Below are 14,934 nucleotides of genomic sequence, written 5' to 3'. Positions count from 1 at the left end.
ATTATGGCATTTTACGTAAGAAAAGGAAATATACCACCTAAAAGACACACTCAATTCAGACAACCAGACGGAAGTTTGTATGCAGAAGAATTGGTCAGTTCTTTGGGGTTTTCGGGCATTTATTCGAATCTGTACCACATCAATCCTCCAACAAGAGTAAAGGAGATTAAAAAATCCGTACCGTATGGAACTAAGGCTGATAAAGATTTAACTCTTCAGCAAGTTCACTTGAATACATCAGGTGTTAAAAATACAGGGAGTGATTTTCTTGATAGCCGAAAAGTGTTGTTGATGAATGATGATGTTTCCATGGCGCTTTGTATGCCGAGCCGCCAAAGCATGGATTATTACTATAAAAATGCAGAGGCGGATGAATTATTATTCATCCATGATGGAAGTGGCTATATGTATTCCCAATTCGGAAAGCTGAAAATTCAAGCGGGTGATTATGTGGTCATTCCAAGAACCACCATTTATAAATTAGAATGGGATACAAGCGAAATCCGATATCTAGTAATAGAATCGGCAAGTCCAGTTGAAACAGTAAGCCGTTACAGGAATGATTTAGGTCAACTATTAGAACACTCTCCATATTGTGAGCGTGATATTCACCCTCCACAAGAGTTGATCACAGAAGAAACCAAGGGAGATTATCATGTGAAAATCAAAAAAGGAGGCTATATCCATCATTATGTTTATGATCACAGTCCTTTTGATTTAGTGGGCTGGGATGGATTTTTATATCCTTATACATTATCCATTCATGATTTCGAGCCAATTACAGGTAGAATACATCAGCCACCTCCCGTACATCAAACCTTCCAGGCTGCGGGTTACGTGATTTGTTCTTTTGTACCAAGGTTATTTGATTATCATCCAGACGCTATCCCTGCACCTTATAACCACAGTAATATCGATTCTGATGAAGTATTATATTATGTGGAAGGAAACTTTATGAGCAGAAAAGGAATCGATAGAGGCTCTTTCACACTACATCCTGGCGGACTTCCTCACGGACCACATCCCGGTACAGTTGAAAAAAGTATTGGAGCCAAAGAAACTGAAGAACTGGCCGTAATGTTGGATACTTTCAGACCGCTTTATGTAACTGAAGAAGGAAAGGACTTTATGGATAAGAAATATCCAATGAGTTGGACGGAGTAATTTCTGATAAACGAATTAGTGCTGAACCTTGTAGGATTTATTAAAACCTACAAGGTTTTTTTGTTCTGATGGAACCGAAACTATTGATTTGTGTTCTATTTTTTTACCTATTTTTATTGAACAAGAAAAAATCATTTAGGAATCCATTTAATGTACGCCATAGTTGATATAGAAACCACAGGAGGTTATGCAGCCCGAAACAGAATTTGCGAAATCGCCATTATTATACATGATGGTGAAAAAGTGGTCAAAGAATATCAATCCTTAATCAATCCTGAGCGCCATATTCCTCCACAACTATCTGCTATTCATGGCATAAACGACCAAATGGTGGCAGAAGCACCTAAATTTTATGAGGAAGCTAAAACCATTCATGAGTTACTAGAAGGAAATATTTTTGTTGCACATAGTGTAAATTTTGACTACTCCTTTGTTAAAGCTGCTTTTCAAGATTTGGGATATGAGTTGAAATTGAAAAAGCTCTGTACTGTCCGTTTAAGTAGAAAAATATTTCCAGGATTGAAAAGCTACAGCTTAGGAAATATTTGTGAAAATAGAGGCATCAAAATAAATGACAGACACAGAGCCTTTGGTGATGCCATAGCCACAGCTGAGCTTTTCACGCAATTGGTTCAGCATGATGGAGATGAAATCATTGAAAAATCATTGAAGAAAAATGCTTCCGTTGTCAATATTCCCGAAAATCTGGAGAGAACTGTATTTGAAGCTTTGCCTGAATCGCCAGGCGTTTATTATTTCCTCAATCAGAAAAGTCAAATCATTTATGTAGGTAAGGCTAAAAACATTAAAAAGCGGATAAGTAATCACTTTGGCGGGAGTAAATTGGAGGTAGCCAAACAAGCTTTTCAAAGTCAAATTCATCATGTAGATTATTATTTGACCGGCAATGAACTGATTGCTCTCTTGCACGAATCACATGAAATCAGAAAAAACTGGCCTCGATATAACCGAGCACAGAAAAATAATAGCCCTGGCTATTCTATTTACCTCTATGAAGACAGACAAGGCTATAAAAGATTACAATTAGGCAGAAAACAAACCGGAATGCAAAGTTTGATGCGCTTTCCCAATCATGCTTCAGGTTTTAGCTTCTTAAATGAAGTCAGCAAAAAATTGAAAATCTGTCCAAAGTTTGCCGGCATCCAATCTAGTCCTGGAGCTTGCTTTGATTATAGCTTAAGTCTTTGCGAAGGTGCTTGCGCTGGTGAAGAATCGGTCTCTCAGCACAATGAAAAAATTCAAGCTTTTATTGACTATTGCCAAGCAGAAAAAAGTGATTACATCTTAATTGGAGATGGTAGAAATATCAATGAATCTGCTTTTGTATTAGTAGAAGAAGGATTCTACAAAGGCTTTGGTTTTTACACTCAGGAAGATACTATTGAGCATTGGGAAGAATTCAGAAACTACTTGATTCAATATCCTGACCATCCTGAAATCTATAAGATATTGAGCAGTGAGCATGCTACTAAGCATTATAAGAAAATTAAGAAGGAAGTATTTTTGAAGAGGAAGGAGTCTGCTTAAAATACGCTGGATTAAAACGCTTTATTTTATGCGTCAGACGATTCCAACCGTCAGACACAAAAAATAACAATTAAATTTATATTTTCTACTAATTTAAATCTATGAGAACTATTCCCCCGCCAACTGGCAAATTAGAGAGCTGTACTAAACCTTCTTCATTTTAAACCTCTTCTTCAGCTCTTCCATTTCTTCTCTGAAGCGTTTATCCACTTGCATCATATCATTTACTGATTGCACTGCATGAATAACAGTGGAATGATCTCTTCCTCCGAAATGGTAACCTATTGATTTTAAAGAATGGTTGGTGTGTTCCTTGCAGAAATACATTGAAACCTGACGGGCAATTACGATTTCTTTCTTTCTAGTTTTGGCTTTCAAATCATCAATTTTCACTGCGAAATGTTCAGCAATGGTTTTTTGAATGAAATCTATACCTACTTCAGACTCAATATCGTGTACAATATTTTTCAAAGTCTGCTTAGCCAATTCTAAATCAATTTCCTTGCGATTTAAAGAAGCATGGGCAATCAATGAAATCAATACCCCTTCTAACTCTCTGATATTGGTATCTACGGAATAAGCTAAATATTCAATCACATCTTCTGGAATATGAATACCATCGCTTTCCATTTTATTCTGGATAATGGCTATTCTGGTTTCCAAATCTGGCTGTTGTAAATCTGCTGTTAACCCCCATTTAAAACGAGAAAGCAATCTATCTTCCAATCCTTTCAAATCCCTAGGCGGACGATCAGAAGTCATGATGATTTGCTTACCATTCTGATGTAAATGGTTGAAAATATGAAAAAATATTTCCTGGGTTCTCTCTTTACCACCCAAAAACTGAACATCATCAATGATTAATGCATCAATGTGTAAGTAGTAATTAGAAAAATCCTGAATTTTATTATTTCTTAAGGCATCGATAAATTGGTTGGTAAATTTCTCGGAAGAAACATACAAAACGAATTTACCATTTAAAGTATCTTTAATTTCATTTCCAATGGCTTGTACCAAATGGGTTTTTCCCAATCCTACCCCACCATAAATCATCAATGGGTTGAAAGAAGTAATACCTGGTTTTTTAGCCACAGCATAACCCGCTGATCTAGCCAAACGGTTACAATCGCCTTCTATGAAAGTATCGAAAGTATAATTGGGATTAAGCTGAGAGTTTTGCTGACTTAAATCCACACCATTTAAAGCGAATGGATTGAGAGGTTCTTCTCTTGGTTGTTCCTTAGGCTTATTGGATTTATTATTATTAGGTAGATTAATGGTAAATGGTTTGTACTTCTCATTTCCTTTATCCACAATAACAGAGTATTCTAATCTACCTTCGGGTCCAAGTTCTTGGTGAATGACTTTCCGTAAAATATGGACATAGTGCTCCTCTAACCACTCATAAAAGAACTGGCTTGGCACTTGAATCGTTAAAACGTTATTTTCAAGCTTAATAGGATCAATAGGAGAAAACCAAGTATTAAAACTCTGCTCTCCTACTCCCTCCTTTATGGAGTGAAGACAATTATTCCATACTGATTGACAGTCTTTAACCATTCACACTAATACTTGACGGATTGTTTATTTGAACTCCTGATTTTGTATCAGGGCTGACAAAAATGATAAAAAAATAGGGAAGAAAAAAATGCAATTTTACTTGACAAGCCATTAAATACAATTCAGTCAATTTATGTTTATAAATTGACTGAAAATTCTTTAAAAAATTACATTTTATTATTTAATACCTTTTCCCTCAATTGTTTAAATCCGTGCAATATGGCAAGAATTAAGATAACATTTACCTTTTATAAATTTAACATTTAAGTATAGCAGGAAATGTATTAACTTTAAACATTGAAACGACAATATTGGAAATGAGCGAAACTAAATTATTTAAAGATTTTGAAAAAAGTTCTGCCATAGATTGGAAGAATCAAATCATAAAGGAATTAAAAGACAAACCCTTTGAAAACCTGATCAGCAAAACGCCTGAAGGAATTTCGATTCAGCCTTTTTATCATAAAGATACGGCTGAGCATTCGGAAATAAATATCCAAAACCCAATACAAAAGATAAATGAGGCTTTATCACCTCGATATTGGGCAAACCAGGCCAAAGTGGCGGTGAATAATGAAAAAGAAGCCAATCAATCTGCTTTGGAAGCTTTAAACGGTGGGGCTGAAGGAATTATTTTTGTAATTGATAAAGCTGATATAAATCTGGATACACTATTAAATGAAATTCAGCCTGAATACTGCATGATTTCATTTGAATCCAGGGAACCTTTTTATTCCTTAATTTCACAATATTTAAATTTCATCAGTGCTCACGATATTGATAGCCATAAAATAAGTGGTTTTTATCATTGTGATATTATCGAATGCAGAGATGCAGGAATTATCGGGATAAATGATCATGATTTTGAAAGTATTGCTGAATTAATTCGCCATGCAGATGAATACCCTGACTTCAAACCATTATGTATGAGTAGCAATTTGTTTCATAATTCAGGAGCAAATATTACCAATGAATCAGGTTTATTGCTTTCAAAAGCGGTTGAGTTTTTTGATAAATTAACCGATTTAAAACTGGAGCTTAATCAAATTCTGAAATCCACGGTTTTTTCACTTGCGATAGGCAGTCATTTCTTTTTTGAAATTGCTAAGCTAAAAGCTTTAAAATTCAATCTATTGAAAATTGCTGAAGCTTACGATAGCAACGTAAATCCTGATGATCTATTTATTCATTGTAATACCAGTTTCAGAACTAAATCAGCACTTGATTTCAATGTAAATCTTTTGCGTAACACCAATGAAGCCATGGCTGCTGTTTTAGGCGGATGTAATAGCTTATGGGTACAACCACATGATGAAGCAGCCGGTAAGACCGCAAGCAAAACTTTCAAAAGAATTGCTTTAAATGTTTCCAATATATTAAAAGAAGAATCTCACTTAAATAAGGTGACTGACCCAACTAAAGGCAGCTACTACATAGAAAACATCATACATGAGATTTCAACTTCTGCCTGGAGAATCTTTACTGAATTCGAAGAAGATGGCTCCTATAATCATCATTATGATAACGGGAATGTGCATCAGATTATTGATACCGATGCCGGCAAAGCCGAACAAAATTTATGGGCTAGAAAAGACTTAATGATAGGCGCCAACACCTACCAATTGATAGGTGAAAAAATCAGTGCTTATTTAGATACCGAAGAAAGTGGGAAAAGCCTGGAAGCTAAAAGACTGACTGCCACTATTGAGCACATGAGATATAGAATAGAGAAATTGGTAGAGGAAAAAGGCGAAAAAGCCAGACCAATGGCTCAAATCATTTTATTAGGAACTGACCCGATCAGCAAAGCTAAATCAGATTTTGCTTACAGCTTTTTAGGAATAGCAGGAATTGGTATTTCCTCTGAGGAATTTACTGATAAGTTAGATGAAAATATTAAACTTGATCAGAATGCAACCATAACTGTTTTATGTTATGCCGAAACTCCTGAAAATTTAGAAAAGTATGCTTCTAAACATAAAGGAATTCTATTGATAGCCGGACAAGAACCAAATGAAGAGGAATTGCAAAAAGCTGGCTTATATGGATGTATCAACCGAAAAGTGGATACCAAAAGATTTTTAGACCGATTATTAAAAGATTTAGGAATAGAATTACTATGAGACCTGATTTTTCGAAAATAAAGAACATAAACTTAGATAAAGCCGAAAGTAAAGCACATTCAAGACCAGAATGGAAAACTGCGGAAAGCATAGTGGTTCCTCCTGTAATTGATGCCTCCACTATTGAAGGCGCTGAACATATAGGCTTTATTGCAGGAAAAGCTCCGTATTTAAGAGGTCCTTACAGCACTATGTATGTGCAAAGACCTTGGACAATTCGCCAATATGCTGGATTTTCCACTGCTGAGGAGTCCAATGCATTTTATAGAAAGAATTTAGCAGCAGGACAAAAGGGATTATCCGTTGCTTTTGATTTAGCCACACATAGAGGTTATGATTCTGATCATCCTAGAGTTGAAGGAGATGTAGGAAAAGCAGGAGTAGCCATTGACAGCATTTTGGATATGAAACTGCTATTCGACCAAATTCCTTTGGATAAAATGTCTGTTTCTATGACCATGAACGGTGCGGTAATCCCCATCATGGCATTTTATATAGTGGCTGCTGAGGAACAAGGCGTTAAACCCGAGCAACTATCAGGTACCATTCAAAATGACATTTTGAAGGAATTTATGGTGAGGAATACTTATATCTACCCTCCTACCCCATCTGTTCGAATTATTTCAGATATTTTCGAATATACCAGTAAAAATATGCCGAAATTTAATTCCATCAGCATAAGTGGTTATCACATGCATGAAGCAGGTGCCACAGCAGATTTGGAATTAGCTTATACTTTAGCAGATGGATTGGAATACATTAGAGCAGGATTAAAATCAGGATTAACCATTGATAAATTTGCCCCTCGCCTATCCTTTTTCTGGGCAATTGGTATGAACCATTTTATGGAAATCGCCAAAATGAGAGCCGGTAGATTGCTTTGGGCAAAAATTGTTAAACAATTTAATCCTGAAAACCCGAAATCTTTAGCTTTGAGAACACATAGCCAAACTTCAGGCTACAGCTTAACAGAGCAAGACCCCTATAATAATGTTGCCAGAACTTATATTGAAGCAAAAGCAGCAGTTTTAGGACATACTCAATCTTTGCACACCAATGCATTGGATGAAGCCATTGCATTGCCTACAGATTTCTCAGCTAGAATAGCACGAAACACGCAATTATTCCTACAGAATGAAACACGAATCACCAAGACAGTTGATCCTTGGGGCGGCTCCTATTATGTGGAATTCCTGACAGACCAGCTAGTGAAAAAAGCTTGGAAATTGATTGAGGAAGTAGAAGAAATGGGCGGAATGACCAAAGCCATTGAATCAGGACTTCCGAAAATGAGAATTGAAGAGGCTTCTGCCAGAAAACAAGCAGGAATTGATTCCGGCAGAGAAGTTATAGTGGGCATAAACCGCTATCAGACGGATGAAGAAAGTGATATTGAATTGCGTGAGGTAGATAATACAGCAGTTTTAAAATCACAGGTTAAGCGACTGGAAAAACTTAAGGCTGATAGAAACGACTCAGAAGTGCAAACTGCCTTAGAAAATTTGGCAGAATGTGCCAAGTCAGGAAAAGGCAATTTATTGGAGTTTGCAGTAGAAGCTGCTCGAAAAAGAGCTACATTAGGTGAAATCTCAGATGCTATGGAAAAATCATTTGGAAGGCATAAAGCAACCATTCGCTCCATTCAAGGAGTTTATTCAGGTGAAGCAGGCAATAGTGAGGACTTCAAAAAAGCACAGAAATTAGCGAATGATTTTGCGGAATTAGAAGGTAGAAGACCTAGAATTTTGATTGCCAAAATGGGACAAGATGGTCACGATAGAGGCGCTAAAGTAATAGCCACCAGCTTTGCTGATTTAGGCTTTGATGTGGACATCGGACCGCTTTTCCAAACTCCTGAAGAATCAGCTATGCAAGCAGCGGAAAATGATGTTCATATAGTAGGCGCATCAAGTTTAGCAGCTGGACATAAAATGCTAATCCCTAAATTGATCAATGAATTAAAAAGGATTGGCAGAGAAGATATTATGGTGATTGCGGGTGGTGTAATTCCGCCTAAAGATTATGATTTCTTGTATGAGGCTGGAGTAAGTGCTGTTTTTGGCCCAGGAACCAATATAGCTAAAGCTGCAACTCAGATTTTGGAGAAATTGATGAAGGAGGATGAGGAGATTAGTTAAAATCTTCAACAAACCATTACATTTCAAGTTGATGATTTAGAATGATATTACTTTTTAAAAAAAATGGATTACTAAAAAAAATATATGAAACACTTAAAATTAATATTTCCCATTATTGTCATGGCAATAATCGTTGCCTGTGGTGGTAAAACTGAGGAAAAGAAAACTGAAACGGAAGCAAAAACTCAAACTTCTGATTCAACTAAAATTGCTAGAGACAGCCTACTTTCCACTTTAAATCTTCCCGAAGGATTTGAAATTTCTATTTATGCAGAAGTAGAAAATGCCCGTTCAATGGCATTATCCGAAAGCGGAACTTTATTTGTTGGAAACAGAGCTGCGGATAAAGTTTATGCCGTGAAAGATTCAGATGGTGACGGCACAGCAGATAAAAAATATATTTTAGCTGACAGCCTGAATATGCCAAATGGAGTCGCTTTTAAAGACGGTGACTTATATGTTGCTGAGGTTAACCGTATCTTAAAGTTTTCTGATATTGAAAATAATTTAGAGAATCCTGAATATGAAGTGGTTTATGACGAATACCCAACTGATAAGCACCATGGATGGAAATATATTGCTTTTGGTCCTGATGGAAAATTATATGTACCGGTTGGAGCTCCTTGTAATATTTGTAATAATCCTGACAAGCCCATTTATGCAAGTATTACTCGCATGAATCCTGATGGAACTGATATGGAAATTTATGCTGAAGGAATCAGAAACACAGTGGGGTTCACTTGGCATCCAGAAACTCAGGATTTATACTTCACTGATAATGGAAGAGATATGATGGGCGATGATGTTCCTCCTTGTGAGTTAAATGTAGCCACTGAAAAAGGACAGCATTTTGGATATCCATTTTGCCATGGAGGAGATATTCCCGACCCTGAATTTGGTGATTTAAGAGATTGCGATGAATTCAAAAAGCCATATAGAAAGCTTGGTCCGCATGTTGCACCTTTAGGTATCAAATTCTATACTGCTGATTTATTTCCTTCAAAATATAAAAATCAAATATTTATAGCTGAGCATGGAAGTTGGAATCGCTCTAAGAAAATTGGTTATAGAATACAAATGGTTAGTAATACAACCGATGGAAAACCATCTTATGACACGTTCATTGACGGCTGGTTAAACGATGAGGAACAAGATGCTTGGGGAAGACCTGTAGATGTAATTTTAAATGCTAAAGGTGAAATGCTAATCTCTGATGATTTAGCCGGATTAATTTATAAGGTAACTTATAAAGGATAGAATTTTTAATCTAAAAGAATTGAAAAAGGTTGAGTTTTAGAAGCTCAACCTTTTTTGTTTTATTAATCCTTCGGAGGTGTAATCATAATATGAGCTCTATGTGTTCCAGGATTCATAATCCAAGCTCCTCCAGGTACTAAAGGTCTGATTGGCAAGCCTGTAGATTCTGCTGTGGCAAAAGGAATGTAAACCACATATCTTAAATTAGCATTTTCAACTTTGCCTGTTTCAGGATTGTATTTTCCTTCTTTTCCGGATAAAACATGAAGAGTAGTTGGATTTTCGGGCATTTTCAATTTACCAGATTTTGCTTCTTCCTCTCTTATGTCAAAAATAGCATCCGGTCTTTTGCCTTCCGCTCTCAATTCATCTCCTCTTTTCATAAAAGGATGTAAATCTTTATGATAACAAGCTACACTAAAGCCTTCTTTGTTGGGATCATCAGCTATGCATATTTGTTCATTAGTCCCTTCTCGCAATAGCACCTTATTGCCATCTTCATCAAATCCATAAACAGTGGCTCCTTCCTGTTTTTCGGGTGGTGCGGCTTGAACAGCAGCTGCAATTTGTCCTTCTTTATCAGGGATCTGAGCCTGACATGAAATGAGGCTAAAAATAAAAATCGGGATTAGAAAAAGTGGTTTCATAATTTTATTCTTTAGTTTAAAATTCTAATACAATTTAGTTAATTAGATTTTATTCTCTAAATAAGACATAATAGAAGGTAATTTCACCGCTTTCAATCCTTTCATCTTGGCACAGGATAAAGAAATAACTATTATTGTATTTCCAAAAACCATCAAAATATGAACTTTAAAAATATAACTCCTCATATAGTTGCTGTAGTCTTATTTATACTCATCAATTTAATTATGTATTGGCCCATTTTGATGGAAAACAAAGGGCTCAATCAGAATGATATTTTGCAAGGTGCAGGTGCTAATCAAGAAATAATTGATTATAGAGCTGAGACAGGTGAAGAAGCCTTATGGACCAATAGTATGTTTAGTGGAATGCCTGCCTATTTAATAAATGTTCAATGGTCAGGTGAATTAACTTATTATATTTATAAAGCTGTCAGCTTATGGTTACCAAGTCCGGCTAGCCATACATTCGTGGCCATGTTAAGTTTTTATATCCTCCTAATGGTCTTCAGAGTCAATCCTTATTTGGCAATTGGAGGAGGAATAGCCTATGGTTTAAATACATTTTTCTTGATTTCAGTTGAAGCAGGACATATTTGGAAGGTGGCTGCCATTAGTTTGATGCCTGCTGTTTTAGGTGGAATAATTTTAGCCTTTAAAAAACAATATTTATGGGCTTTTATACTCACTTCCCTAGCAATGGCGATGGAAATTCGTTCCAATCATTTACAAATCACTTACTACTTATTATTAATCGTATTGGTTTTCGGGCTTTTTCAATTAATCAGTGCTTTTAGAAATAAAACACTCCCTGATTTCTTTAAAGCTATTGGCGTATTGATTTTAGCTGTATTACTAGGTGTTAGTACCAATATCGGAAAGGTTTGGACGGCTTATGAATATGGTCAATATTCTATAAGAGGGCCAGCTGAATTAACTTCAAATACAGAATCATCTGGTGGTTTGGACAGGGATTATGCCTTTGCTTGGAGTAATGGTATTTGGGAACCTTTCACTTTTCTAATCCCTAATTTTTATGGAGGGGCTAGCCAAGAAGAACTTTCCATGAGCTCTGATTTAGCAGAAGGATTAAAACAAAGAGGTGTAGGAAGCGGACAAGTTAGATCAATAGTCAAAAATGTTCCTACTTATTGGGGAGATCAGCCATTTACTAGTGGCCCTTATTATATGGGTGCTATCGTTATTTTTCTATTTATTTTGGGAATAATTCTTGTTAAAGGGCCTGAAAAATGGTGGTTAATTACTGCCTCCATTTTAGGTATTGTTTTATCCTGGGGTAAAAACTTTGAATTATTTAATTACTTTATGTTCGATTATTTCCCGGGCTACAATAAATTCAGATCTGTTTCCATGACAGTTGCCATTCCTTTCCTAACAATGCCATTATTAGGGTTCTTAGGTGTTAAAAAATTGATTGAATCGGATTGGAAGGATAGCAAAAAGAAACTAATAACTGCAATAAGCATAACTGCTGGTCTTTGTTTAGTATTAGTAATAACATCTTATATAATGCAATTTAGAGGAGCTGTGGATGCTCAATTGGCAGATCAGGGATGGCCAGTAGATCTGATCCGTGAACAGCGTGCTTCTATGTTCAGGACAGATGCTTTTCGTTCCTTCTTCTTTATTATTTTAGGTGGAGGTATTCTTTACTTCTGGAAAGCTGGAAAGCTAAAACAAAATTTAGCAATCGGATTATTTATTGCTGCCTTATTAATTGATTTTATTCCATTAGGCAAACGTTATTTGAATGATGAAAATTTCCAGAAAAATGTTAAAAGAAATTTCTTTCAAAAAACTGAAGCTCATCAAAGAATTTTACAGGATGATGGACATTACAGAGTTTTAAACCTGAATAACCCATTCAATGAGGCTAAAACATCTTACTATCATTCCAGTATTGGAGGCTACCATGGTGCAAAAATGAGACGCTACCAGGATTTAATCAACCTTCACATTCAACAAGAAATGAATGCTTTAATTGAAAAATTAAGAAGTGGAAGCACAGATTTAAGTGAGTTTGGAGTATTGAACATGCTTAATACCAAGTATATAAAGTTTGGAAATCAAGCTGGACAAGTCATTCAAAACAATAATAGCTTTGGAAATGCTTGGTTTGTAGAAAATATACAACCAGTGAAAAATCCTGATGAAGAAATTGAAACTTTAGGACAAATCAATCCGAATGAAACAGCTGTTATCAATCAAACTCGATTTGATATTCCTCAAGGTGATTTATCAGAAGGAAATATCAACCTGAAAAGCTATGCTCCTAATGAATTGGTATATCAATCTGATAATACCCAATCAGGTTTGGCCTTATTTTCAGAAATCTACTATCCAAAAGGCTGGAAAGCTTATATAGATGGAAAAGAAGCTGAAATTTTACAGGCAAACTATGTACTGAGAGCATTAGAAATTCCTGCAGGCCAGCACGAAATCCGTTTTGAATTTAAACCAGCAGCTTATTATACTGGAAATACCATAATGATGATAAGTTCAATTATTTTGATTATAGTAGTCATCGGAGGAATTGTTTATTCATTTATTTCTAAACCTGACGGTCAATGACCGACTTATTATTTGAGGACACAAAGAGCAAGGATTAAATTTTCTACCAAAGAAAATAATTCGAGGCAAAATTTAATCAGATGAAAACAAACTTGACATCCGTAATAGTTTGCACCTATAATCGACAAGAATATTTACCAGAATGTTTGAACCATTTAGCTGAGCAGTCGGCTGAAAAAGCAGATTATGAGGTCTTAATTATAGATAATAACAGTACTGATAATACGGCAACAATTGCTCATGAATTTATAAATAGTAATCCTGATTTGAATGCTCATTACTTTTGCGAAATGAATCAAGGGTTAACTTTTGGCCGAAACAGGGGCATTAAAGAGGCAAAAGGAGAAGTATTAAGTTTTATTGATGATGATGCCTTTGTAGAATATAATTTCATCAAGGAAATAAAATCCTATTTTGATGAAAATCAGGACGTGAGCGCTATCGGAGGTAAAATTTCACCGGTTTATGAAGCAGAGGAACCAAAATGGATGTCAAAATATCTTTTAACTTTAGTTGCTGCTTTAGATATGGGAAACTCACCTAAAAAATTTAAAGGTACCAAATTTCCTATCGGAGCCAATATGGCCTTCCGATCAACCGTTTTTAAAAAGTATGGCCTTTTCAATACCGATTTGGGTAGACGAGGAGATGTACTAGAAGGAGGAGAAGAAAAGGAACTGTTCTTAAGGCTCAAAAAACATAAAGAAATAATTCATTATGTACCAAATGTAAAAGTTGATCATATCATACCGGAAAAAAGATTGACAATGGAATACATAAAAGGTTTGGGAATAGGTGTTGGTAGTAGTGAAATAAAAAGACTAAAAAGAGCTGGGACAACCAAATGGATTAATAAAATACTTAGTGAGTTAATTAAAATTTCTGCTACAATACTCTTGTTCTTTATATATTTGTTCAAAGGTAGGTTTTCTGCCGCTTCGGTGTTGATTAAATTTAGATTTTGGGTTCTAAAAGGAATGCTAAAAAAAAGAATAGTTTAACCATATGAATATTTTTAAAACGTCAATCCAAATTGCCATTGAAAATATATTTCTCACTGCTTTCTCTATTCTTAAAATTATAATTTTAGTAAGAAAAAAAGGTGCAAAAATTAATGATTTCACTACTAAAAAACATTTCATTGTATTGGGTAATGGCCCGTCATTAGTTCATGAGCTCAAAGAAATAGACAAAATACCAAATCAAACAGAAGTGATTTGTGTTAACCACTTCCCTTCTACTGATCAATTTGAAATTATAAAACCTAATTTTTATGTTACAGGTGCTCCTAATTTATGGCTAGATGATATTGATCAAGAATTTGTTGATAACAGCAATAAATTATTTAAGAATATTGCTGAAAAAACGGAATGGGATTTTTTTTTATTTATACCATTTGAAGCAAGGAAATACAAGAGGTGGCAAAATCACCTTAAGGGAAATCCACATATAAAAATTAAATATTACAACAATAATGCAGTGGAAGGTATAAAAAGCTTTAATTATCTTTGCTATAGAAATCAAATAGGAATGCCAAGGCCCCATAATGTTATGATTCCTTGTTTAAGTTTGTGCCTTCAGCCAAATGTAAAGGATATTTTATTGTTAGGGGTTGGACATACTTGGCTAAGAGATTTAACAGTAACTCAAAATAATGAAGTGCTACTAAATCAAAAACATTTTTATGATAAAGATACATCAAAAGCAAAGCCTTTAGATAAGAGAGGAAAAGGAAGCAGAAATCTTTATGAGGTATTAAGTAAATTTACTTTAGCCTTTTATGGCTATTTTATTATCAAGGAATATGCAAATAGCATGAATGTGAAGATTTATAATGGAACGGAAGACTCATTTATTGATGCTTTTGAGAGAAGAAACATTGAAAATTATTTGAAAAAAATATAAGAA

Annotated in this window: 10 protein-coding genes; 8 read left to right on the top strand and 2 right to left on the bottom strand. The window is 35.1% G+C overall.

What is annotated here, in order from left to right; all coding sequences use genetic code 11:
• Positions 1-3: 3 nt before the first annotated feature.
• Positions 4-1,164, top strand: coding sequence for a homogentisate 1,2-dioxygenase (locus tag QYS49_RS10520; RefSeq protein ID WP_308347192.1), 1,161 nt, complete (start codon positions 4-6; stop codon positions 1,162-1,164).
• A gap of 150 nt (positions 1,165-1,314) precedes the next feature.
• Positions 1,315-2,712, top strand: a complete 1,398-nt coding sequence (locus QYS49_RS10515) for an exonuclease domain-containing protein (protein ID WP_308347191.1) — start codon at positions 1,315-1,317, stop codon at positions 2,710-2,712.
• Positions 2,713-2,856: 144 nt separating this feature from the next.
• On the opposite strand, the gene dnaA is transcribed toward QYS49_RS10515, so the two are convergent.
• The gene (gene dnaA, locus QYS49_RS10510; RefSeq protein WP_308347190.1) at positions 2,857-4,272 is read right to left on the bottom strand and encodes a chromosomal replication initiator protein DnaA; all 1,416 of its coding nucleotides are present in this window, start codon (positions 4,270-4,272) and stop codon (positions 2,857-2,859) included.
• A gap of 317 nt (positions 4,273-4,589) precedes the next feature.
• On the opposite strand from dnaA, the gene QYS49_RS10505 reads away from it, so the two are divergent.
• The 3 genes from QYS49_RS10505 (at position 4,590) to QYS49_RS10495 (ending at position 9,790) form a co-directional block, all read left to right on the top strand.
• Positions 4,590-6,395 carry a methylmalonyl-CoA mutase family protein gene (locus QYS49_RS10505; protein ID WP_308347189.1) on the top strand — a complete coding sequence of 602 codons (1,806 nt, stop codon included), beginning with the start codon at positions 4,590-4,592 and terminating at the stop codon, positions 6,393-6,395.
• A complete protein-coding gene (gene scpA / locus QYS49_RS10500; RefSeq protein WP_308347188.1) occupies positions 6,392-8,533 on the top strand; it encodes a methylmalonyl-CoA mutase in 2,142 nt (713 codons plus the stop codon). Before QYS49_RS10505 ends, scpA begins: the two co-directional genes overlap by 4 nt.
• An 84-nt stretch (positions 8,534-8,617) precedes the next feature.
• Positions 8,618-9,790: a PQQ-dependent sugar dehydrogenase gene (locus tag QYS49_RS10495; RefSeq protein WP_308347187.1), complete on the top strand. Its 1,173-nt coding sequence runs from the start codon at positions 8,618-8,620 to the stop codon at positions 9,788-9,790.
• A 62-nt stretch (positions 9,791-9,852) separates the two neighbouring features.
• Here the strand turns inward: QYS49_RS10495 and QYS49_RS10490 are convergent, their stop codons facing one another.
• Positions 9,853-10,437 (bottom strand): hypothetical protein, encoded by a 585-nt coding sequence (locus QYS49_RS10490; RefSeq protein ID WP_308347186.1) that lies wholly within the window; start codon positions 10,435-10,437, stop codon positions 9,853-9,855.
• 159 nt (positions 10,438-10,596) lie between these two features.
• Between QYS49_RS10490 and QYS49_RS10485 the strand changes: the two genes are divergently transcribed.
• The 3 genes from QYS49_RS10485 (at position 10,597) to QYS49_RS10475 (ending at position 14,931) form a co-directional block, all read left to right on the top strand.
• Positions 10,597-13,026, top strand: a complete 2,430-nt coding sequence (locus QYS49_RS10485) for a YfhO family protein (protein ID WP_308347185.1) — start codon at positions 10,597-10,599, stop codon at positions 13,024-13,026.
• An 80-nt stretch (positions 13,027-13,106) separates the two neighbouring features.
• Positions 13,107-14,027 (top strand): glycosyltransferase, encoded by a 921-nt coding sequence (locus tag QYS49_RS10480; RefSeq protein WP_308347184.1) that lies wholly within the window; start codon positions 13,107-13,109, stop codon positions 14,025-14,027.
• 4 nt (positions 14,028-14,031) lie between these two features.
• Entirely contained in the window at positions 14,032-14,931 is a 900-nt protein-coding gene (locus QYS49_RS10475) for a hypothetical protein (RefSeq protein ID WP_308347183.1), read from the top strand.
• The last annotated feature ends 3 nt before the right edge of the window (positions 14,932-14,934 follow it).

The organism is Marivirga salinae (assembly GCF_030503855.1).
GTDB lineage: Bacteria > Bacteroidota > Bacteroidia > Cytophagales > Cyclobacteriaceae > Marivirga > Marivirga salinarum.
Note: the sequence above shows the minus strand (reverse complement) of the source record. Positions and strands in the feature narration are given on the sequence as shown.